Annotated in this window: 18 protein-coding genes and 1 tRNA gene; 5 read left to right on the top strand and 14 right to left on the bottom strand. The window is 40.6% G+C overall.

Annotated elements, in window-relative coordinates; all coding sequences use genetic code 11:
• Window positions 1-263: 263 nt before the first annotated feature.
• Window positions 264-473, top strand: a complete 210-nt coding sequence (locus tag DRZ93_RS11375; protein ID WP_113746637.1) for a hypothetical protein — start codon at window positions 264-266, stop codon at window positions 471-473.
• Window positions 474-1,072: 599 nt separating this feature from the next.
• Here DRZ93_RS11375 and DRZ93_RS11380 read toward each other — a convergent pair.
• The 3 genes from DRZ93_RS11380 to DRZ93_RS11390 are packed head-to-tail and all read right to left on the bottom strand — an operon-like array spanning window position 1,073 to window position 4,267.
• Complete coding sequence (locus tag DRZ93_RS11380; protein ID WP_113745655.1) at window positions 1,073-1,627, bottom strand: DNA-binding protein; 555 nt, start codon at window positions 1,625-1,627, stop codon at window positions 1,073-1,075.
• A gap of 42 nt (window positions 1,628-1,669) precedes the next feature.
• Entirely contained in the window at window positions 1,670-2,425 is a 756-nt protein-coding gene (locus DRZ93_RS11385) for an ATP-binding protein (protein ID WP_113742986.1), read from the bottom strand.
• Window positions 2,426-2,434: 9 nt separating this feature from the next.
• Window positions 2,435-4,267, bottom strand: a complete 1,833-nt coding sequence (locus DRZ93_RS11390; RefSeq protein ID WP_113745656.1) for a Mu transposase domain-containing protein — start codon at window positions 4,265-4,267, stop codon at window positions 2,435-2,437.
• A gap of 194 nt (window positions 4,268-4,461) precedes the next feature.
• On the opposite strand from DRZ93_RS11390, the gene DRZ93_RS11395 reads away from it, so the two are divergent.
• Both DRZ93_RS11395 and DRZ93_RS11400 read left to right on the top strand, forming a co-directional pair.
• Window positions 4,462-6,483 (top strand): IS1634 family transposase, encoded by a 2,022-nt coding sequence (locus DRZ93_RS11395; RefSeq protein ID WP_172458226.1) that lies wholly within the window; start codon window positions 4,462-4,464, stop codon window positions 6,481-6,483.
• Window positions 6,484-6,780: 297 nt separating this feature from the next.
• Entirely contained in the window at window positions 6,781-8,850 is a 2,070-nt protein-coding gene (locus tag DRZ93_RS11400) for an IS1634 family transposase (RefSeq protein WP_113746639.1), read from the top strand.
• A 131-nt stretch (window positions 8,851-8,981) separates the two neighbouring features.
• On the opposite strand, the gene DRZ93_RS11405 is transcribed toward DRZ93_RS11400, so the two are convergent.
• Together DRZ93_RS11405 and dnaG are read right to left on the bottom strand one after the other, a co-directional pair.
• Window positions 8,982-9,058 (bottom strand) — tRNA-Ile (locus DRZ93_RS11405).
• 109 nt (window positions 9,059-9,167) lie between these two features.
• Window positions 9,168-11,000, bottom strand: coding sequence for a DNA primase (dnaG, locus tag DRZ93_RS11410; protein ID WP_113743516.1), 1,833 nt, complete (start codon window positions 10,998-11,000; stop codon window positions 9,168-9,170).
• 144 nt (window positions 11,001-11,144) lie between these two features.
• Between dnaG and DRZ93_RS11415 the strand changes: the two genes are divergently transcribed.
• Window positions 11,145-11,996 (top strand): symmetrical bis(5'-nucleosyl)-tetraphosphatase, encoded by an 852-nt coding sequence (locus DRZ93_RS11415; protein ID WP_113743515.1) that lies wholly within the window; start codon window positions 11,145-11,147, stop codon window positions 11,994-11,996.
• A 31-nt stretch (window positions 11,997-12,027) separates the two neighbouring features.
• On the opposite strand, the gene DRZ93_RS11420 is transcribed toward DRZ93_RS11415, so the two are convergent.
• The 4 genes from DRZ93_RS11420 to rplU form a co-directional block, all read right to left on the bottom strand.
• The gene (locus DRZ93_RS11420; protein WP_113746640.1) at window positions 12,028-12,516 is read right to left on the bottom strand and encodes a dihydrofolate reductase; all 489 of its coding nucleotides are present in this window, start codon (window positions 12,514-12,516) and stop codon (window positions 12,028-12,030) included.
• Between the two features lie 2 nt (window positions 12,517-12,518).
• Complete coding sequence (gene cgtA, locus DRZ93_RS11425; RefSeq protein ID WP_113743513.1) at window positions 12,519-13,688, bottom strand: Obg family GTPase CgtA; 1,170 nt, start codon at window positions 13,686-13,688, stop codon at window positions 12,519-12,521.
• Between the two features lie 134 nt (window positions 13,689-13,822).
• Complete coding sequence (rpmA, locus tag DRZ93_RS11430) at window positions 13,823-14,089, bottom strand: 50S ribosomal protein L27 (RefSeq protein WP_113743512.1); 267 nt, start codon at window positions 14,087-14,089, stop codon at window positions 13,823-13,825.
• A gap of 13 nt (window positions 14,090-14,102) precedes the next feature.
• Entirely contained in the window at window positions 14,103-14,414 is a 312-nt protein-coding gene (gene rplU / locus DRZ93_RS11435) for a 50S ribosomal protein L21 (protein WP_113743511.1), read from the bottom strand.
• A 554-nt stretch (window positions 14,415-14,968) separates the two neighbouring features.
• Here rplU and DRZ93_RS11440 point away from each other — a divergent pair.
• Window positions 14,969-18,364 (top strand): mechanosensitive ion channel domain-containing protein, encoded by a 3,396-nt coding sequence (locus DRZ93_RS11440; RefSeq protein ID WP_172458228.1) that lies wholly within the window; start codon window positions 14,969-14,971, stop codon window positions 18,362-18,364.
• A gap of 355 nt (window positions 18,365-18,719) precedes the next feature.
• On the opposite strand, the gene DRZ93_RS13905 is transcribed toward DRZ93_RS11440, so the two are convergent.
• The 5 genes from DRZ93_RS13905 to DRZ93_RS11465 all read right to left on the bottom strand — a co-directional run bounded on the left by DRZ93_RS13905 (window position 18,720) and on the right by DRZ93_RS11465 (window position 23,602).
• The gene (locus DRZ93_RS13905) at window positions 18,720-19,598 is read right to left on the bottom strand and encodes a reverse transcriptase domain-containing protein (protein ID WP_113746642.1); all 879 of its coding nucleotides are present in this window, start codon (window positions 19,596-19,598) and stop codon (window positions 18,720-18,722) included.
• Window positions 19,599-19,600: 2 nt separating this feature from the next.
• Entirely contained in the window at window positions 19,601-19,969 is a 369-nt protein-coding gene (locus DRZ93_RS13910) for a reverse transcriptase family protein (protein WP_113746619.1), read from the bottom strand.
• Window positions 19,970-20,543: 574 nt separating this feature from the next.
• Complete coding sequence (gene lsrF, locus DRZ93_RS11455) at window positions 20,544-21,425, bottom strand: 3-hydroxy-5-phosphonooxypentane-2,4-dione thiolase (protein ID WP_113743509.1); 882 nt, start codon at window positions 21,423-21,425, stop codon at window positions 20,544-20,546.
• A 60-nt stretch (window positions 21,426-21,485) separates the two neighbouring features.
• Entirely contained in the window at window positions 21,486-22,562 is a 1,077-nt protein-coding gene (locus tag DRZ93_RS11460) for a substrate-binding domain-containing protein (RefSeq protein WP_113743508.1), read from the bottom strand.
• A 50-nt stretch (window positions 22,563-22,612) separates the two neighbouring features.
• Window positions 22,613-23,602 (bottom strand): ABC transporter permease, encoded by a 990-nt coding sequence (locus tag DRZ93_RS11465; protein WP_113746643.1) that lies wholly within the window; start codon window positions 23,600-23,602, stop codon window positions 22,613-22,615.

Raw genomic sequence — 23,602 nt, forward strand, 5'->3', positions numbered from 1 at the left:
AGCAATGAGTTTTACTAAAAAAATCATTGCTAACAGTAAATTATTTAAAAAATGATCAGTAAATATAAATGGCTGGGCAAACTACTATATATTGCATGAAAAATTTAGGTTGTAATCACGACAATTAATACAATTGGCTTTCCATCGAGGATTGCCAATTTTTTTGACTTAAAACTTATTGAATTCTGTTATTGCAAACTATTGCGAATTATTTAGATACAAGATATAATGGTGCTATAGTTAAGCTTATTGGGGGTCTTGCTATGTCTACTATTGTCGCCGTTAAAAAAACTAAAGGCGTCCAATATGTCTCCATTGTTGAGGTTACATCTATAAAGGTTAATGGTGTCAAAAAGCAAAAACAGAAGACTATTAAATCTCTTGGACCTTTAGATAAGCTTCTTGAGAAAGATCCTGATGCCTTAACCAAATTACGCAAGGAATATCAAACCCCTACTTTAAAATATTGTTGAATATTGCGAAGAAGATCTGACGATCTTGTGTTAGAAGATCCGTGGAGTGGTAATTTTTAATATGACCTTCTGGGGTATTTTTAGCTCACAAAAAGACAAAATCTCATCCCTTTTGGCTTACTTTTTTATTATTTCATCATCATTTTTAATTTGTCAATACCTTATTTTTGTAGAAATTCCCGTTACTTTGAACCCATGAGGCTTAAATCTAGCTAGTGTAGCAAAACAAATTTCAATAACAACATATTGATACATAAGGAAATATTGTCCATAAAGATCTGGCTGTGCTACGCTAGAAGATCTTGAAATATTTTTTTAGAAGATCTTTAAAAGCACCATAACTTGTATTGTTTTTGAGAGATATCTAACATATTGGCGTCATATGTCACATAATATGTAAATTAAAGGAACACGCTCCTTTTGTCTAAAAAGAACATGCTCCTTTAATTAAAAGAACATGCTCCTTTAATTAAAAGAACATGTTCTTTTAACTTGTACCTTTAAATGTTCCTTTAATTGTAATTTTTTGATTATAATCAAGTGGATACTCAACAAAAAAGGCCAGCTTTTAAGCCAGCCCTTGTCTACTTTACCCAGTTTTATTTACCAAGCCTGGCTATAGCCTCCAGTATAGCCTGCTGCTTGTCATCGCTTTGCTGCTCCAGCCGCTTGGTTAAATGTGCGTTGGTCTTGGTTTGCTCCGCTAAAAGAGACTCAAGCTCTTTTATCCTTTCATCCTTTTTAGCAATTTGAGCATCTTGCTCTTTTAGCTTCTCCTGAGCTAGATGCAGCTCCTTTTGTGCCTCTGACATAAGCTCACCTATTTCCTTATGCTTTGCATCATACTCATTTTGCAGTCGGGTTCTGTCGGCATTGATCTTATCTCTAAAAGACTCAAACAGGTTTAATGCCACCCTTTGCATGTCCTGCTGGAAGCTTTCTGGCATAGTTTCATTAAAACTGGCCTCCATAATGGTTTTATTGTACTGACGCATAAATGCTGATATGGTTTTATTAGCGCCTCCGACAAGCTCTTTAATAGCACGTATAGTCAGTTTTTTACCTTGCTTATTAAGGGTAGATACAGCCTCATCAAATTTCTCTTTGGTCAGATCGTCACGAAAAGCTTTTTTATCTGATTTAGATGTTGTCATAATAATTATTCTCCAGGTTTTAAAAGAGCATGCTCTTTTGATTTAATCTTCATCAACAGAAGTACGGCGGGAAGTGCCTGGTACAATAAGTGTGTAATTATTGTTAGAGCATCGCTCAACAATAGATTCTGACAGTGAATCACCATCAATACCTCCTTTTAAAATATCAATCCAGGCATCTGGGGATTTTTGAGAGAGAATCACTGTGCTCTTTTTGCCATATCGCTTGTCCAGAATGTCAAATAAAATGCTTTTCTCGTCAGCATCATATGGGGTGAGGCAGAAGTCGTCCAGGATAAGCATGCTTTTACCTGTTATAACTTTTAACTTGGTGGCGTAGCTTGCAGAGCCTAAATTCATGTGCAGGTTGGCTATAATGTCTTTGGTTGAGTAGTATAAAGTTGAGTTGCCAAGACAGCAGTTGCGTCTCCCTAAAGCTGAAGCAATAAAGGTTTTACCAGATCCAGCTTTACCGTATATGGTCAGGTTGTAGCACTTTTCTACAAACTCAAGAGAGCTTAAGCTATCTATCTTATTGATAAATGTAGGGTCACTGCGTTCTAGATCTTTTAATATCATGCAAAGCTCTGCCTTTACCGGCAGTCTAGAAGCTTTAATTAAAGACTCCTGACGTCTTTTATTTCTTGTATTCTGCTCAGCTGTGAGCATATTGGTCAAAATGGTATCAATGCTGGTGGCCTCCAGCTCCTGAGGGTTGTTTACATATGCATTAAACTGCTCTAAAGCTCCCCTCATATCCAGCTCACGTAATAAAGATTGAATATTTGTAAGTGACATAATTAACTCCTAGCTAAGTTGATTTTTTATATAAGCAAAGCGCTCATCGTATACAGCATGGCCATTTAAAAATTCTTTAGGCCTAGATTGGTTCTCAGAACCCTGCGTAGATGAGGTTTGTGATGTGATTTCTTTTTGAGGCAATGGCCAGAGCATGAGATCGCAATGTCCTAAGATGACAGCTTCACCAAGGGCCATATAGGTCTTGTCATTGTAGACGTCATCATAATTGTATATGGCAGGCTTTTCATATCTCTCCCATATCTTTATAAGCTCAGAACATATGATACTGTCAAAGCCTTTGTACATATGCTCTTTGACGCAGCGATCAAAGATGCTGTAGTGAGCTTTATTGGCTTTAACAATGGTCAGGAATTTGTGTATATATCTTATTTTGTCAGCATATCCATATTTGCAGTGCGTGAGCTGGAAATCACACCAGCTTTTAACATGCTCCCCAATAGCTTCTGCCCACTCCAACAGTAAATCTTCTTGATTTTTTATGCTAAAGATGTCATATATAAGGTGTTGTTTTTCAATAACACCATGGATGGCTGACAGGCCTTTTACGCCATCCATTCTTTTATAACTTACAATAACAGTATCAAGGCTTAAAAAACTAACTGTCTGATTAGTGGTATGCACTGTGACTTTCTGTCCAATCCATTTAGATGGTATTGCGTATGTATGATCTTCAAAAGTAAAGCGGGCAGTCTCAGACACTGTTATAATGAAGCTTTCAAAGAACCTGTAATCCCATGAGGCAGGCTGTTGCAATAAACCTTTTTCAATATCAAAAAGCTCCTTTCTTGAGCTCTTCATGCCCCTTACCTTGCATTCATTCATCCTGGCAATATGAGGCGCGATAAAAGAGTTTATCTCATCTAATGAACTGAAAGGATTGCCGTCTTTTACGTGGTTGTTGGCAATAGACAGAGCATAACGGGTAACATACTTTACGGCAGCCTCGACAGCGCCCTTGTCTTTAGGCCGTCCGCTGCGACAGGTAAAGACCCCTATATTAAAAAACTCTTTAAAATTAATCATCTCATCTGTAAGCTGACCCTGATAACGAGCAGCCTTCTTAACAGCTGCTTTGAAATTATCAATGCGTATGACATGGGGACAGCCACCAAAATATCTAAAGCTGTCAGCTATGGCATCACACACCACAGGTTGAGACTGATTGGCAATAGCTTTGACAAAGATATAGCGCGATCCGGTAAGTACAGCCACGATAAATGTGGCATAGTGGGTGGCGCCGTTAACCACATAGGGCAATCTAACTCCTGTAAAGTCATACTCAGCCTCACCAGCCATTTCATGCTCTTTCATATAGACAGGCTTCTTAATCTGTTTTTCATGCTCCCGCCATATATGGCATACACGAGATAAAGACAAGAAGCTACTCTCTCCACTCTCAACGAGCTCTTTATTTTTTGGATCATTGAAGTAATAAAGTTCAATCACTGACTTCCTGGTTAAAGCCAGTTTCTTTTGTGACGGTGTCTTTGCCTCAAGATGCGACTTGATATATTTGTCTTGTAGGTAATCTATATCAGGCATAATTTTATTGTTGCTTTGTACAGGCCTTGTCTTTTTATAGTAGAGTTTATGAAGCTCTTTACTGGTCATACCTCCAATAGACTCTCGGGTTAACTTGAGCTCAGCAACTTTACGACGCAGACGCTGTGCCGTGCCATGAGAAAACCCCTCATGCTCCAGCTGTGCTGCCGTCATAGTCAGGGCTTTAATTAAAGCCCGCTTTAAGGTATCTGGATCCATTTGTCCTCCACTACCAATTTTCTTTTTATGTTTTGCAATGTAATTTATCCTTGGCATAAAGCCTCCTTTAAAAATTGGAGACTCTAAGATACCAAAGATGCCAATGTAAGAACGAAGGAGAGGAAATGTTAGTTTTTGTTACTATGATTTGAAACAAAACTTCAAATCGAGGGGAGCTAAAAATTGACCGCAGGTTTAGGTGCAAATAGAGCACTGAAATACAAGTTCATGTTCCGACTCTTCGGATCTTCTTGCACAATATTCAACAATATAGAGAGCAAAGGGCAGATCTAGTTGAGAAACATATTAAAGGCATTGATATTTCCCAGGCAGATTTACAAAGAAAGACCGTATCCATAAGTCTTAACTATGGGCTTTGGGCTTTAAAACCTTTATGGGATAACGTACTGACGTTAAAGCGTCATATTTACTATATTCAGAACAGTAAAAGCTCAGTACAGTTTGATGTAAATGCTGTGTTATCTTATCTGACTTTTCTAAAGGTGGTTGATCCAAAATCTCAGTTTAAGGCCTTTAATCATCAAACAAAGTTTTTATGTTCGCCTCTTAAGGATATAGGCTTGCACGACCTATACAGGGCTTTGGACTTTGCCCATAAGTTTAAGGATGAAATTTTTATCCATATACACAATCGTATCTGTGATAATTTCAATCGCTCGATGACCATGGTCTTCTATGACTGCACCAACTGCTATTTTGAGTCACCATATGATGATAAACAGCTTTTAGAGCGTAAGGTAATCAACTATATCAAGGCTCAAAAACTTAATGATGGTATGTCACTTAAGGAGTTTGAGGAGTACATTAATTCTCAGGAATTTAGTGATGCCTTTACAACCAAGTTCAATGAAGCCATAGATGATGGTGAGCAACTTGTACGTATGCATGGTTTATCGAAGGAGCATAGGTTTGACTTACCACTAATTTCTGTAGCTTTAGTCATTGATGATAAAGGCATACCAATTGATTTTGAAATTTTTGCAGGAAATACCTCAGAGTATAAGACTTTACCTGTTCTTATTGAGCAGATGAAGAGTAAATATGACATTAAAACAGCAGTCGTTGTTGCAGATAGAGGGCTAAACTCACTTGGTAACCTTTTAAATCTTTTAGATCACAAACTTGGTTTTATTGTAGCTCAAAAGGTTACGGCGCTTAGCAGTGAACTTGAATCTCAGATGCTAGATCTTAAATCATACACTAAGACCAGTGCACAGGATACCAATATACGAGCTTCTGATGTAAGCTTTATCGATATATTTGATGAAAATCTTGATTATATTGATAAAGAAATAAATACATACGGAGCTAATAATCTGTACTACCGTAAACTTCCATATGTAAAGAGCGGTTATATTACCGACCCATCAACAGGTAAAAAGCGTAAGGAAAAAGTAGAATGTCAGATTGTCTTTACCTTTAGTGAGTCTCGTAAAAAAAGAGATATAGCACAACTTGAGAGTGATATTATCAAAGCGCGCAAAGCTGTTGAGGACCAAAAAGATATGGCCCCCGTATGTAGCTCTGGCTGGCGTTCTATAGTACAGGTAAAAGTTACAGATGCAGACAGTGCACAGGGTAAAAAAGAAAGCCTGTATATAGCAAAGGGATTAAAGGAAGAGCTAATTAAAAAGCGCAGACGTCTTGCCGGCTTTAGTGCTATGGTTTATAAAAAACCTGAAGATATAAAAGAAGAGCTTAATGATGCTGATATTCTGAGCTCTTACAAAAAGCTTGTGCGTATTGAGGATTGCTTTAGAGTAATGAAAAGCAATTTTTCAATAAGACCTATGTTTGTGCGAAATAAAGAGCATATTTCAGGACATATCACAATTTGTGTTATGGCTTTGATCTTATTGCGCATATTACAAATCAAGATTGAAGAAAGTGGCAATAAACTTAGTGTAGATGAAATAAGCAGTGCTTTAAGAAACGCCAATATAGTAGCTCATAGCTCTAATGGTATTGATGGATATTTTACTAATGCCCAATGTCACGACAACATTTATTCTATTGAAAACACAAAGATAGATCCTCTTGATCCTATGCTTACTCCTATTGATAGATATATTAATAAATTAAAAAATGGGCAAAGTCATATAGATATTATTCTGAAATCTGTCAATTTGGCTTCATTGATTGGAGCTATGAATGCAAAGGATGTAGCAAGAAGCCTAAAGGTTTTTGGTGGCTATGAACAACTAGTCGGTGCTGACAACTGCAAGATTCAATCTTATATGGCTCAGGCATAATTCGCAATAAAGAGATTCACAAAATAAAAACGCTATGATGGCGATTTATATGCCGTTTATAGCGTTTTTAAATTTTTAATACTGTTAAACTCGGGTTTATTTTGCAAACAACAATATATACAGATACAGCTATGCTCTTTTCCCTGAGATCGCAGGTTAAAAATACCTAGTTTTTTTTATTTTTCTTTATCCTACCAAAAATTCCTTGTTATCAATCAAATTTTTTTTGAATTATTTTTCTAAATGCCTTGACTTTTTTCTTGTTTTATGGTACGATTTACCCAATAGGAGGACATCATGGCCAGTAAAGATAAGAATCAAAATCACCCAGTTTTCAAGAACGTTGTTGCCAGCAAGAGAACCTATGCCTATGCTCTCTTGCAGGGGAAATCTGTATGGAATGCTGAAAAAGGCTATTCAACCCGTGTGGCACCAACTCAGATTGGATCTATCAAAAGCAAAGATGGTATTGGTGAGTGTGTTTTTAATATTAACTTTCTCTCTGAAAATCCTGAGTTTATTCCATGGAAGGTTATACGTGTGGGGCAGGGAAAGTTTGAGTACGAAAGACGCTCAGAAGCTGAAATCAAGGAAATAAAACAAAAACTAGCCGACTCTCAGGATATTTTGGATGATATTAAAGCAAATCCATCTAAACCTGGCATACGCACCAAGGCCTCTGTTGCTAGAAATTCTGGCTCTGCTACCCCCAAGACCTGCGGCACTGCTCGTAAGTTTGGCGATTATTATCTGCTCAAATCCTTTATGGATAAGATGCCATCATTTAATATCCTTAAAAAGATTATGCCTGATGACAAATACATCCTGCTGGTATACATGATAATGACCTGTCTGTCCAAGGGTATTAAATCTATATCTTATGAGATTGAGGCTTTTGTCAGAGAGCACGCTCTTGATTTAGATATAAACTCTTATAAAGATCATATACAGAGACTGTATAAATACATAGATGAAAACGGCGTTATAAATGAGTTTGCCAAATTTAAAACTCAGTATCATAAAAAGAAAAATGGCAATAAGCACATGCAGTTTCTGGCTCTTGATGGTACTAACGTAGACAATGCCGGCAACTGCCTGACTAAGGCACAGTACGGCAAATCTAAAAGCGGTACAGACAACAAGGTTATTAATTTTATAACACTGGTTGACCAGAGCACACATGAGCTGTTTTCCACTGTTACATATGCAGGCAATATTACAGATGTGCTGACTGTGGAGTCAGTATGCAGGCAGCTTGTGGACAGAGGCGCCGGCGACAATATATCTTTAGTCTGTGACAGGGGATTCTGGTCTATCAACAATATCTCGGCCATGCTTGAGCATAATATATCCTTTGTGTGCAACTGTAATATAGCCAAGAGCAAACTTATCAAAGAGCAGGTAGATGCAATATCACGCGATCTGCTAAGAGACAGGGGTCTGGTTTTTAGCAGTAGCGCAGATATTACAGACACTGCTCCTAAACTGCTTGCAGGAAAGACTATACAGCTCCCATGGTCTTATACACAGAAGATTCTAAGTAAAATGGCAAGAGAAAATAATGAGTCTTACAAGCCTGTAAGGCAAAAAGAGAAAAATCTGTATGTACACTTTATTTTCTCCCGCGAGATATATGAAGAGAGCATGAATAAATATCGGGTTTTAATCAAAGAGCTCAATGATGCCTATGATATAGCCAGCAACTGGCAGGAGGTTATTGCAGGTAAAGAGCCATCTGAGCTTACTGCCGCTCATACCAATCTTTTAAAAGACAAGCTCGTTGATTTATTTCAATATAGTGATGAGGTTGCAGACACTGACTCCTCTTTTGACAAAAAGGAGCAGCCTCAACAACGCTATTACCCAAGATACTATGCCATATCAAGGCTATGCAGACAAATAGCCACCAGAGTTCTGGTTTCTGACTGTGTGGATAATGTTATTGAGGCAAATGAAATATATGCGCAGAGAAATAATGTAGAGGTGGGCTATAGTATCATTAAAGGCGAGCTTGGAGGCTCTACACTCAATGCCTCCACCGATAAGACAGTAAATGCCAAAGTATTCATACTGTCTCTTGCATCAGAGGTGCAAAGACAAATGCTCGAGGCTAATAAAGTCTTTAATAAAGAGCAGATTAAAAACAATCTGCATCCTGTAAAGCTTTGTCATAACTCATTTAGAGGCACACTGCGCTCTCTGGAGGCTATAGAGGCCACTATTGATAAAGAAAATGGATCTATAATATTCTCTGGAGGAATATTAAAAAGGCAGTCTGAGTTAATACGCTCATTTGGCATTGAGCCATTAGATACGCTGACACGTGCAGCATATGCCAAAGAAGAGGGTTTTAGCTTTAAACGATAGATAAAAAAAGAAGATCTGGTCGCGTCCGGCGGCCGGCTTCTGGTCATGAAATTAAGATTGATTCTCGGTATGTTTGGTGTGCGATCTTAGGGTCTTTTAAAAATCATAATCAAGGGATTGTGGTTGAGAAGTGGTGGCCCATTCCCGGCTCGAACGGGAGACCCAACGATTATGAGTCGTTTGCTCTAACCAACTGAGCTAATGGGCCACATATTTGGTGTGCACGTATTATACATAAAGAGCCTATGTGAGTAAAGAGATTATTTTACTTAAATACAAGGCTCTTCTGTATATAAGGGCATAGCAAGGCTATTTGGCTAATTGTAGCGCCTGTTAATAATCTTGTTTAGTGCAAACATCTCCTCTAACTGCTTTTGACTTATGTTATTGCCCATAAGCTTTAAACTCTCAACTCTGTCAGATAATGCCCCATAGAGAGTCTGAGCAATAAGCTTGAAAAACAGCTCGGCTCTGTCTTCAATTGATAATTCAGAGCCATCTGATTTTTTAGGTATAAATAACACATCAACTAAAGCTCTTACTGTTCTTTCACGTTTTGTCTCTCTGACACTCTCAAGAATGGCTGCCGTACTTACAGCATTATCCCTGTGAATTAATGAAAGATAAAATTCAAGCTCACCTACTCCTCTGACTTTAGCCTTAGAGCACAAGGATACAAACTCACTGATACGATATTTTTCATAATAAGTCTGTACCACCATAGGCTGCTGCAGAATAAAAGCAATAAGACGGCGCATAGGAGTGTTGAGCAAATCCCTGCTATCCTCCTTTTTAACTTCACTCTCCTGCCTTGTATAAGCATTATTCTGCTTCTGGACACTTTTCTGCTTTAACATAGAAAAGAGCACGCTCTGCTCAATATTAAGGGTTGAGGCTAAAAGTCTGATACAGATAGTGCACAATACATCATCTGTAATTCTGCCAATAATCTCAATACATGAGTTTAGAAAAATCGCCATCTGCGAAGGATCGCTTAGATTAAATCTTTGCTGCTGACTTTTGATTAAAAATTCAGGATAGGACTGCGAGCTGTCTAAAATGGCATTAACAGCATCAGCTCCGCCTTCTCTGACTAATGAGTCAGGATCATGTTCTGCAGGCAAAAAGGCAAAGCGCATATCCATAGTGGCATCAATAAAAGGCGTAATAGTTTCAAAGGCATGCTCTGCAGCCTTGCGTCCTGCATTGTCACCATCATACAGACATATAACCTGTGAAGTGTAGCGAAACATCAGTCTTAGCTGATTTTCTGTAGTGGCTGTACCAAGTGAGGCTACAGCAATATCAAGGCCATACTGTCTTAGGGCAATAACATCCATATAGCCCTCGACTATGACTATACGTGATGGTCTGTTGTTGTGGGCCTTTAGCACCTCATACAGGCCAAAGAGCTCTTTTCTCTTTTTAAAGATTGGGCTTTCAGATGTATTAAGATATTTTGGCTTTTCATCGCCAAGTGTTCTGCCTCCAAAGCTTATAACCCTGCCTTTTATATCAAGTATAGGTATTATGACTCTGCCTCTGAACATAGGAAAAGGCTGATTGTTCTTCTCTGATAACTTGAGCATGCCAAGCTCTACAAGTGCCTTAGTATAGGCCTCATTATCCCCTGTCGTGACTTTAAAGTAGTTTTCATAGGAATTTGGAGCAAAACCGAGCCTGCTTTTGACTATAGTCTCCTCGCTAAGACCTCTTTTTTTGGCAAAATACTCAAGAGCCTCGCGGTTCTGATACAGACATGAGGTAAAGAATGAGGCGCATTTATCCATGAGATCATAATAAAGATTAAAGCGACCAAGCTGTTCTTTGTCTATACTGCCGCCCTCTTCATACACTACTTCCAAACCTGCATACTGTGCTGCCTCCTGCACCGCCTCCACAAAGTTTAAATTCTTATATTTCATTATAAAATCAAGCACAGTTCCATGCTCTTTACAGCCAAAGCAGTAGAACATGCCCTTTGACGGGGTTACAGTAAATGATGGTGACTTTTCTTTATGGAAAGGGCAGCAGCAGGTAAATGACTGAGCTCCTGATTTTTTCAAAGGCAGATACTGTGAGATAAATTTCTCTATATCAATGGCCGGCATCAGCCTGTCTGCAATAAAACTTTTATTTATAAGAGGCATGGTTAAATTTCCGTATCAGAGTAGCATTATTATAACAAGCTAAGGCCTATTCTTTCTTTTGTAATTATTCACAAATATACATCTATGCTTTAAAATTGAATTTATCTTTTTTATACACTAATAATATCAGGCATTTAAATCAAGATGGCAACATATTGTATAGGCGACGTGCATGGCTGCTACAATGAGCTCAAAGAGCTATTGTGCAAAATAGAATTCAATGTTCAAAAAGACTATCTTATCTTTACCGGCGATCTTATAGGCCGTGGACCATATCCTGATAAAACACTCGATCTTATTATGTCATTTGGCGATCACGCCACTGCCACCCTGGGCAATCACGATGTAAACTTTCTTGCAGTAGAGGCAGGCATTGTCAAGTCGCGTGCTAAAGATAATCTTGAGGTTTTACTCAACTCACAGCGCCGTCATGAGTATGTACAGTATCTTTGCTCTCTGCCTTTTTTACATGTGGACAAGCAAAAGCAGCTTGCTGTATGTCATGCAGGCCTTTACCCTCTCTGGTCCTTTGCCGATGCTAAAAGACGCGCAAAGGAATTATCTGCTGTTTTAAAAGATGATGTAAAACGTCAGATCCTTTTACTTAATATGTATGGCAACACACCTGAGGCCTATGTTCCTGGTATGCAGGGTCTGGCGCTGTGGCGCTTTACTTTAAATGCCTTTACCCGCATGCGCCTTTGCGATGCGGCAGGTACTCTTGATTTTAAAAACTCGGCTATTGCCCCCTCACAGGTCAAAGATCAGGGGCTGTATCCATGGTTTGATCTGGGCGATATCGGTCGTGGCAAAAACAAGCAGTATACAGTTGTCTTTGGACACTGGGCGGCCCTTGGAGCTAAATGTCAAAAGGAGCATGTTATAGCTTTGGACACTGGTTGTGTCTGGGGCGACAGACTCTCTGCCTGGCGCTATGATGATGACAGGATCTTCTCGGTAAAATCTGTAGGCTATTCTGAGATTAAAAATGCATAAAATTTAAGGCAGAGAAATCTGCCTTAATTATTTATCTTACCCAGGTTTCAAAACTGTAGCTGCACTCAAGATCGGGTGCAAAATGCTCAGTCTTGTTCTCAAGTCTGAAATTTAAATGTGAAAAATCAGGGAAGAAGGTATCCCCTTCAAAATCTCTGTTTATACGTGTCAGATGTATAACATCAGTCAATGCCAGAGCCTCTTTGTACAGTGCAAAACCACCTGTAATCATTATTTTTTCACTGTCTTTAAAGAGCTCAATGGCCGCCTGTAAAGATGGGACAAGATGCAGATGCTCATCATGCACTCCAAGATCTGCAGCTCTGGTTACTACCACATTTTCTCTTTGTGGCAATACTCTGCCCACAGACTCAAAGGTTCTGCGCCCCATCACTATAGGATGAGGAACAGTTACAGCCTTAAAATGCTTAAGATCGTCGCTTAAATGCCAGGGAATTTTCTTATCTTTGCCAATAACAAAATTCCTGGCTATAGCCACTACTATTTCAACTGATGCCATTACTAGTTCCTGTAGATAAATTCAGGGCCGTCATCTTCAGGCTCATAGTCCTCATCAACAACATCAGGTGGAGCATGCTTAACTGTAGGCTCAGCCCACACGAACTCTTCTGACTCTCTGGCCACATCTGCCTTGGTGTTAAGAGCGTCAAGTTCACGCTGTTTAATCTCATCTACAAGATCCTGCACAGCAAAGATAAGCTCATTGATATTGCTCTTGTTAAGAGCCGAGATTCTAAAGACGCGCTCAGGTTTAACCTCAAGGGCATCAATAACCTCCTGCTCTACACTCTTGGCCTCTTCTTCGTTTACAAGATCTATCTTGTTAAGCACCAGCCAGCGTGGCTTTTCATACAGATCATGAGCATATTCTTTTAATTCAGACTCAATAATCTGAGCATTTCTTGCAGGAGATGAGCCATCTACAGGCAGAATATCAACAAGATGCAAAAGCACTCGACAGCGCTCTAAATGGCGCAGGAAACGATGACCAAGACCGGCACCATCTGAGGCACCTTCAATCAGACCTGGCACATCGGCAATAACAAAGCTTTTACCATCAGTGCTCTTGACCACACCAAGATTTGGAATAAGTGTGGTAAAAGGATAATCTGCAACCTTAGGTCTTGCAGCTGATACTGATCTGATAAATGTTGATTTGCCGGCATTTGGCATACCTAAAAGACCAACATCGGCAACAAGCAGCAACTCTAGCTCAAGTACTCTCTTCTCGCCTGGAGTGCCATTGGTTTTCTGACGTGGAGCTCTGTTGGTTGAGCTTTTAAAATGTGTATTGCCATAGCCATGACGGCCACCACGTGCCACACACAGCATCTCGCCTTCCACTCTTAAATCGCCAAGCACCTCACCTGTCTGTACATCAGAGACACGGGTACCTACAGGAACCTTGAGAATAATATCCTCGCCACGGGCACCTGTGCAGTCGGCAGATGAGCCGTTTTCGCCACGTCCTGCCTTATAGAATTTGGTGAATTTGTAGTCAACAAGTGTATTTAAATTATTGTCAGCCTTGAAATAGACATGACCGCCATCACCACCGTCGCCACCGTCTGGGCCTCCGCGTGGGATATATTTTTCACGGCGAAAGCTGACACAGCCGTTACCGCCGTCTCCAGCCTCTACTCGGATTGTGGCTTCATCTACGAATTTCACTTTTATACCTCCAGGGGACTGAACTTTTTAGCTTAAAGAAGATATATGTCTAGTATATAGAAAATATAAGGGAAAGAGGTTTTTATGAATAAAAAACCCCGCTGATGCGGGGCCTTTTTACAAATCAAGCTGAATTAAGCAACCTGCTCTTCAACGATCTGTACAAACTTACGGCCCTTAGGACCACGAGTTACAAACTGAACCTTGCCAGTCTTCTTGGCAAATAAGGTATCATCACGGCCGATACCTACGTTCTCACCTGGGTGGAAGTGGGTACCGCGCTGACGAACGATGATGCTGCCAGCTGAAACTAACTCACCAGCGTAACGCTTTACACCTAAACGCTGAGCCTGGGAATCGCGGCCGTTACGAACGGAACCGCCAGCTTTTTTGTGTGCCATTTATTCCTAACTCCTAACCGGCAATACCGGTAATCTTTAAATCTGTGTACCACTGACGGTGGCCAGTAACCTTCTGATGGTGCTTACGACGACGGAATTTAACAATCTTAATCTTCTCGCCACCGTGAACGCCTAAAACCTCAGCAGTAACCTTTGCACCTTCAACGTAAGGAGCGCCAACCTTGATGTTAGTGCCATCTGAAAGTAATAAAACTTTGTCTAATTCAATGGTGCTGCCAGCTTCAGCATCGAGGAGCTCAACGCTTAGCACGTCGCCCTCGGAGACCTTGTGCTGTTTACCGCCGCAAAATATAACCGCGTACATAGCTCAAACTCCGGTTAACTGCAGGATGCTGTTTGCTCCCGCGTTAAAAAAATTCATAAACAGTAAGCCCATTAAGGGCAATAATGGAGGCGTATTTTACATATAATTTACATAAAATGCAATAAAATATATGCACTTCACATAAAATGTAAAACCCAGAGAGCAGCTCGTCTTATATTAGGCTTTGACAGGGTAACTTTATCTTTGATCTTAGCTTTTAAAGAGAGGCTTGCCGTATGTAATCTCTACAGGACTTTTCGCCCGTGCAAAATTATACACTTAATTTTTATAAATGTATAGACTTAAGCCTGCCTTTATTTACACTCTCAATTCCATTGTTTCTTAAACGAAGGTTTATCTTTTTAAAACATACCTGATACGGCAGTTACATCTCTTTTCAGCCTGAGTCTTTCATCGTCTTTACAGAAAAAGCCTCAGTTGTGATAAAACTAAGATTTAATTTCATCTTTATACTGTATTTTTCTTTATTCTTACCAGCATTTATTATATAAAAGACGATATAGCCTTAATATATCATGATTTTTAGGAAAACTATGCTCAACAGTCTGCGCTTTTTATGTTTTGCCATTTTTGCCACTGTATTGTGTGCACAGGCAAACGCTACAGAAAATATCACAAGCAGTACACAGCAGCTTGATGTCATTGCAAATGATGAGGTAACAGACCCTTTAAGCCACACCTCGCTGAATGTGACAGCCCTTGAACACGAGCGCAAAAAGATTGAGCAGTATATTGAAGAGATAAACTCACAAGGAGCACTGTCTGATGAGGCCAAGCAGTCGCAGATAAATACTCTAAGACAGACTGACAGCTATTATGACAAGCTTATAACTCTGCATGAGAATGAAAAAAGCTTTTCAGACTCCATAGAAAACCTGCCAAATCAGATTAAAAAATATGAGAAACTGCTTGGCAAGGCCAATGAACAGTACTCAAAAGAGCCCCCATCTGTTTCAGACCTTACCGAAAAGGAGATAACAGAGGAGCTTAATAAACTTACAGGCCGTCAAAAGCAGGTTCAGGAAAATCTCAACCAGGCCAACAGTGAATATGTAAACTATCAGTCACTGCCAAATAAAGCCCAGGATATCATTACTCAGAATACAAATGAGCTAAATGCTCTCAATATGAAGCTTACAGAGACCAAGCCTCTGTCCAAGTATGAAATACAGCTTGTCAGAACCAAAATAGTCTACTTTGAGGCTGAAAATCTCTTTTTACAAAAGCAGTTAAACTACAGAACACAGCTGCAGGATGTATCAAATTACAGAATCAAGATTCTGTCTTTGGAAAATAAATATCTGACAGATTACATACGCTCACTGCAGACCAGGCAGAATGAGATAATATCTGATAATCTTATCAATGAATCACCAACTGCAAATGAAGAGCTGCTGTCCATTCCTGCCCTTAAGGCACAGTTTGACAGAAACAAGGCTCTTATCAACTACATTGACAACCGCCTTAAGGACAATGTCAGAATGCGTCAGGAATTTCTTGATGTGGAAAATGCCCTGGCCTCTGTCAAACAGATTGAGAAAAACCTCAATGAACAGCTCAATCAGCTTGACGGCTCACTTATTCTCTCGCGTCTTTTAAACCGTCAGCAAAGTGAGATTCCGTCTGTTCAGATATCATTCAATCTTGATGAGCTCATACCTAATCTCAATATCTGGATGTATGATCTTAGAAACTTCAGAGACAATATTTTTGACATTAATTCCTATGTAGATAATGTCATCAAGGAAAACCCTACTCTTAAAGATCACAAGACAGAGATTGAGAGTATAGTGCGTCAAAGACGTGTGCTTTATGATCAGCTCTATCAGGGCCTGTCAGAGGCACAGACTCTGGCTATCAAATTAAAGCTCAACTACAATGAGTACATAGATATAAAAAACAAGGTATCAGCCCTCATCAATGATCATTTGTTCTGGCTGGCCTCAAATCTGCCTCTTGGCAGAGACTTTATCGTATCTTTGCCTACAACCATAAAACTGCAGCTGCTTTCTATCAAGACTACGCTGTTTTCAGATGGTTTTATCAGCAATGCTGACAATATACTGCTACCTGTAGTTATTCCTTTGCTGCTGCTTGGCGGCTTTATATCCTTTATCCGCCGCTATATAGTCAGAATAGACAATAAACTTGCCATGCGTCTTGACAAGGCCACAGACGGCTATCTTGTCACTCCTATTGCCCTGTTTAATAAATTTATTTTAATTATTCCAAAGGCAGTGCTGATTATTATCATAGGCTCGCTTATTATCTATACAGCCCTTGAAAATCCTACATCACACTATCGCGTCATGGGCATGCTGGCTCTGCACGTTGTGGTGTTCCTGTTCTTCCTTGAAATACTGCGCACCAACTCTCTGTCGCAAAGACACTTTAGTACACCGCCTGATAAAGTTGTCATGCAAAGGGCCTTTATTGATAAAGTCTGGTTTGCAGTTATTCCTGTATTGACCATTGCCAATATCAGAGAGATTGAGCCTATAAAAATTTCGGCTGATATCTTTGGCTTTTTGATTGTGTACAGCTCCTGTCTGTATCTGACCTATATTATTTTAAAGACATTAAAGACCAAGTTTGAAAATGAGGATCTGCAGTTTAAAGACTGGGTACAGTCCATCTTTGCCATTACCGTACCTCTGTCTTTAATCATAATGCTCTCACTTGGCTACTACTATACGGCCATCAAACTGATTAATCGCTTTGCCTATACATTTTATATATGTATGCTCTATGTGCTGGTATCAAATCTCATACGCCGTGAGCTATATGTAGCTGAAATCAAACTTTTGCGCACCTCAAAGATAAAGCAGCTTTTAGAAAAGAACAAAACTGAAGAGGAGTCACGCCGCAACAGCAAAAATATCAAAGGCAGACTACCGGATCTGTCAACACTGCGTCACAAGACCAATAAAATTGAACAGCTACGCTTTGAGCTTATCAATACCAAGGCCTTTAAACTTATAAATATATTCCTACTCGTTGGTACTGCATGTCTTCTGTATCTGCAGTGGAGTGATTTGGCCGGCGTATTAAGTTTCCTTGATACCATATCACTGTGGACCTCAAAGTCTGTGGTTGATGGCAAGGAGATTGTTACTATTTCACTGACTCTTGCAGATCTTACTGCAGCTATAATCATCCTTATAGTCTCGGTAATTCTTAACAGAAACCTGCCGCCTCTGCTTGAGCGTCTGTTTATGCTCAAATTCTCCATAGGGCATAAGAGCACAAGCTATACAGTAAAGATTATTACCTCGTATCTGATTACAGCTTTAGGTATTATCTTTGCCGCAAGTGCCCTTGGCATCAGCTGGGATAATCTGCAGTGGCTGGTGGCTGCTTTATCTGTGGGTCTTGGTTTTGGCCTGCAGGAGATCTTCGCCAACTTTGTATCAGGTCTTATCATTCTCTTTGAAAGACAGATCCGTGTAGGCGACATCATTACTCTAAATGGTCTGTCTGGAACAGTAAACCGTATCAGAATACGTGCCACCACCATTATTTCATTTGATAACAAAGAGGTAGTAATTCCAAACCGTGAGTTTATTACCTCTGCACTGACCAACTGGTCTCTGACCAACACTGTAACCATGCTTGAGTTTATGGTAGGTGTGGCCTACGATGCTGATGTGGTACGGGCCAAGCAGATCCTGACACAGATTGTTAAAAGCTGTCGAACGCTTGCAACAGACAAGCCTCCTCGCATCTATGTCAAGAGCCTTGATGCAAGCTGCGTAAGCATTATGTGTGAGGTCTTTGTAAACCAGATTGCAGACAGAAAGGGTACTTATGATTATCTGAGCACTCAGACTCTGCTACGTTTTGCCAAAGAAAACATTGAAATTCCTTTCAATCAGCTTGATGTCAAGATTAAGAATCTTGATAACGGAGAGACGCTCAAGATTAATTGATACTAAGCAAGGCTATGACATGTTCATGGCCTTTTTTATTGCAGTGCATATTATGTTTCATCCTATAAGGTAAGGCCTTATATTATCTTTATAGTACATATACAGACATAATGTGCTGCCTACCTCTTTAGTATCATCACCTCAGGGTGTCTCAGGATATATATCACTATGACATAAGACTCTACATTACAGACAGACAGCTTTTAGTGCATTACATCTCCTGTCTTATCTAAAGTCTCTTTATGTGGAAATAAGAATTGGCGCTACTACAAAGTAGAGTAGGGGGAAAGGCTTTAGGCCCTTTCGCCCCTCTCGTCAAACCCACCGTGCCACTTCATAGCAGTGGGCTTTCCCATTAAACAAAATACTGATCTTGTACTGTATATCCCTCTACAAGGTCAGCGACACACTGCCATCCAAGCTCCCTATGTAGGAGCTTGTTTGTCAGTATATAATTAGAGTGCTTCGCCTTTGCCCATTTGCCTAGGTGGGAGAAAGCTACCATACGACAGTGCTCCTCTTGTTTACCTTTAGTGTACCCTAACAGGTTCTTGTAGCATGTGTAGTTCCTTTTCCATGCCACAATGAGTATCTGACGTATTCTCCTTCTTATCCATTGCTCTTCGGTTTTCATAGTGGACTTACTAATGCAAGGTTTAAAGTACTGATACCAGCCTCTCAAAAAGGTATTGTAGGTGTTGCGTGTCTTCTCGATTCCTTTGGGGCACCTCCTAGTGAGGATAGTCCGCATCTTTTCCACGAATTTCTTTCTGCTCTTCTTGTGAAGCACAGTGGTCCATCCGTCTTTTGTATTGCGAAATTCAAAGCCTAGGAATTTTGTGTCATAACCAAGCTTTCCAACGCTAGTTTTATCCAGGTTTGCTTTTAGGAAGAGTTTCTTCTCTATGAACCTAGTTGTGCTTTCTAGTATTCTCCTAGCAGCCCTCTCGCTCTTGGCAAACAACATGCAGTCATCAGCATATCTTACAAATTTGACGCCCCTCTTTTCAAGCTCTTGGTCGAGTTCGTTTAGGAGGATGTTTGCACAGACCGGTGAGAAATTGTTGCCCAGGTGGAGTCCGACTTTGTTCTTGATTGCTTTGTTTCCGTCTATTATTTTCACCCTCAGATAGCGGTGAATTAGCGATATTACCCTTCCGTCCTTTATCTCGTTGGATAGGACCTGCAATAGTTTACTGTGATTTACTGTATCAAAGAACTTTGCCAAATCCATGTCTACACATAGATGTAGCCTTCATTGGCGTATTGGAGAACTCTGTTTACTGCACCGTGACATCCACGCCCCGGCCTAAAGCCAAAGCTACTGTCCGAGAATTTCGGGTCATATAGCTCTATGAGCTTATTTGCTATGGCGTTTTGCACAGTACGATCAACAGTCGTTGATATGCCTAGTGGGCGTTTTTCCCCATTGTCTTTAGGTATGTACACCCTTTTTATTGGTGACGGCTTGAACGAGCCATCCTCTATGGACTTTGAGACAATGTATGGATGGTCGTAAAACCATTTAACAAGATCTTGGCATTTGACCCCGTCTATACCTGCTGATCCTTTATTTCTGATTACAGCTTTACAGGCATTCAGCATGTTCTCATACGAAAAGTATTTGCTCTAAAGTTACCATGTCCTTCTGCTACTTTGTTGCTATATCCCTGCCTAGCTAGTCTCCACCAGCTTATCTTGCCATTACTAAGGCTACTTCCGCTTCGTGGTGTCCGTGTTTTCAGATTTCAACTAGATTGGGTTCTACTTCATTTGACATATTTGATGCTTTAGCCCTTCGTCGATACTCACGACATACTATGGCCTCATACAACTTCTGCATGGCTTTCACCATACAGACCTCCAAGGGTAAGCTATATCTTCCTTTAACTTATCACCGCAGGATATACACCAAAATTTACGGCAGAATTTAGGCTACTTCTTGTATTGCAAAATCACCTACGAATTGATGCCTGATCTGATTTTTATTCGTCAGCTCGTTGAGTTATGCTAGCCCGCTCCCTCCGACCAACACCTCACGGTGTCCGTCTAGCGTTCGGCTTTGACCTTGTCTCTGCTACCGGTCTAGGGACTTTCACCCATTGGAAAGTGTGCATGCCTCGCGCACAAATGCAAAAAGGGCACCAGAGTGCCCTTTTAAAACTTACCTTAACAGAAATTATTTGTTGATAAGATCTGTATAGAATTCAAAAGCTTCCTTATCAGTAAAGCCTTCGTGTACAACCTTGCGTACAGCCTGAATCATCTCTACAGGGTGGAGTGACTGGAATATGTTTCTACCCATATCCACGCCTTTGGCACCGCCCTTGATTGAGTTGTAGGCTAAAGTCAGAGCATCCTGCTCTGATAATTTCTTACCGCCGGCAACAACAATAGGTACCGGACATGCAGCTACAACCTCTTCAAAGTTGTCGCAGTAATATGTTTTAACGAGATTGGCACCAAGCTCGGCAAGCATTCTGGTTGCAAGCTTGAAGAATCTGTCTGTTCTTTCCATCTGCTTGCCAACAGCAACCACACCAAGAACAGGTACAGAGAATCTCTGGCCTAAATTTACAGCACGTGACAGATTATCTAATGATGATAACTGACCATCAGCTCCTACGAAGGTCTGAATAGCGATACAGTCAGCATTCATGCGTACACAATCTTCCATATCAACTGCCAGCACTTCCTGTGAAAGATCATCCTGAACCATGGATGAACCTGAGGTGGCTCTTAAGGCAATAGCCTTGCGGCATGAAGGATCAACACAGGTTCTTAATGCGCCGCGGGTACCCATGAGTACATCAATATATGGCATAAGAGGAGGTAAGGTCAGATCAAGGCGCTCAAGTCCTGAGACTGAGCCCATGAAATAGCCATGATCAAAGGCAAACATAACTGTATTGCCGCTCTTAGGACAGAATATATTGGCCAGATGCTTCTTCATACCCCAGTCAAGAGCATTGGCACCTTTTACATAAAAACCTTTATTATTGGCAAAAGGAACATCAACGTGATAATCGTGCTCTACTTTTAAACCGTCTAAATCTGCCATGTTTTTCTCCTGTTAATGATAGTGCCAGATCCTGGCACTATCTGCTTTGATAAATAAAAATTAGAAGTTGTAGTTGTCTACATTTTCCTTGGTGAATACCAATCTCTCAGGGAGCAGTACAACACCGTTGTTAACCTCAGCAGTCTTGGCGCCTGGAACTAATGAATCATTAGGCAGTACTTTAACTGAACCAATCTGTGGAATGTCGATGGTGTCGCCAACCTTTACCTCATTGCCAGCTGCAATGTAGGCTGCAAGGTATGTACCCATAGCGCCCTGAATACCGCAGTCCCAGAGGCCCCACTGATCAATGATGTCAGCCTTAGCAAAGTTCTTGATTGACATAGGTGAGGCAAAGCCTGTGATTGAGATCTTGCTCTTATCAAGACCCTTGTTCTGAGCGGCAGTTAACTGACCTGGAAGAGCAGTTGAGTCGTTGCAGATAATTACATCGATATCAGGATGTGCCTCAAGTACTGATGCACCGATTGATACGGCCTTCTCAGCATCCTGCTCTGAGTAGTAGTTATCTGGAGCAACATTTACCCAGTTTGGATAAGTGGCCTTGATGTACTTCTCACCTTCAACCTGCCATGAGTTCTGATCAGCTACAGTTGCCTGTGAGTAGTGCCATGCATACTTAACAGCCTTGGCCTTTGGATCAACACCTCTGTTCTTGAGTGAATCAACAGCCATGTCAACTAACATCTTGCCCAAAATATCTGGAGTACCCTGTGACACCATTAAAGTACGGCTGTCCTCAGATACGTCTGAGTCCCAGGTTACAACAGTAACGCCGTCACGGGCTGCATCCTTTAACACCTTGTTAAGACCTGTGGCATCAACTGAAGATACACATACAGCATCAACACCGCGGGCTACTGCCTGGTTGATAACATTAACCTCGTCGGCAACGGAGGCATTTGGACTGCCCATATATTCAACGGTAAAACCCCACTCCTTGGCATACTTCTGAGCGCCGGCATTAGCTGACTCAAAGAAGGCATTACCTGTGAGCTTTGGTACAAAGGCAACAGTCTTGCCTTCAACGCTCTCAGCTGCAAAAGCTGATGAAGCGCAACACATTGCCAGAGCACCTGCTAAAAGTGAAGTTTTAAACCACTTTGAACTATTCATATACAAACCCTCCTATGGGTAAATAAATTAAATTCTATACAGCACAACTCTTAGGCTTTATTTCTATGCACCAGTCTGTGCATGAAAGCCACTACCTCAGGACGCTGACTTACAGCTCTGGCGCAGACCACCACTAAAAGTAGCAGGCCTACAGGTATATCAAGATACTGCATGTTCACGCCAAAACATAAAGGCAGGCCGAATTTGAGTACGCCGATAATTACAGCAGCCAGAGCTGTTCCTATAATACTGCCCTTGCCACCTGTCATTAATGTACCACCTAAAACCACAGCTGTAATTATAGGAAGTGTCAAGGTTGCACCTAGATCACTTTTTGCTGTACCAAGATATGAGGTAAGTATAATTCCGGCAATGGCTGCAGACATAGCTGTCAGCACATAGGTGGACATAATGATACGGCGTGTATTAATGCCTGAAAATTCAGCTGCTTTCTGATTAATACCAATTAAGAATATTGTTCTTCCATATTTGGTTCGGTGCAGGATGTAGTAGGCAATAACAGCCAGTACCAAAAAGATAATGACCTGCAGAGGAATCATATTAAACAATCTGTATGAGGCCAGGGCGCCAAAACTGTCTGGAAAACCACTGATACCCTTGTAGCTTTCTGTAGCTGACATAGTTGACACAAGCAGAGCCAGACCTGTAAAGAGGAAGCTGCCTCCTAAGGTTACAACCATAGGCTGTACCTGATAATAGGCCACAATATATCCTGTTGCCAGACCACACAGAGCTGCTATAAGTATGGCACACAGACTTGCCATCCATATATTCATGCCCATATCCTGCCACATCACACCAAGAATAATGGATGACAGACCAACAATGGCACCAGCCTGAATATCAATGCCGGCTGTGATCATAACCATGGTCACAAACAGTGAAATAATACAGATTGGAATAATGTCGTTAATTGATCCGAAGATAACACGCGGCATTAAAAATTTTGGATTTGCAGTTGCAAATATTGCAATCTCAATAACTAGCAGCGCAAATAAGGCTAATTCCCAGCGTCTCAT

It is taken from the genome of Anaerobiospirillum thomasii, from assembly GCF_900445255.1.
Lineage (GTDB): Bacteria > Pseudomonadota > Gammaproteobacteria > Enterobacterales > Succinivibrionaceae > Anaerobiospirillum_A > Anaerobiospirillum_A thomasii.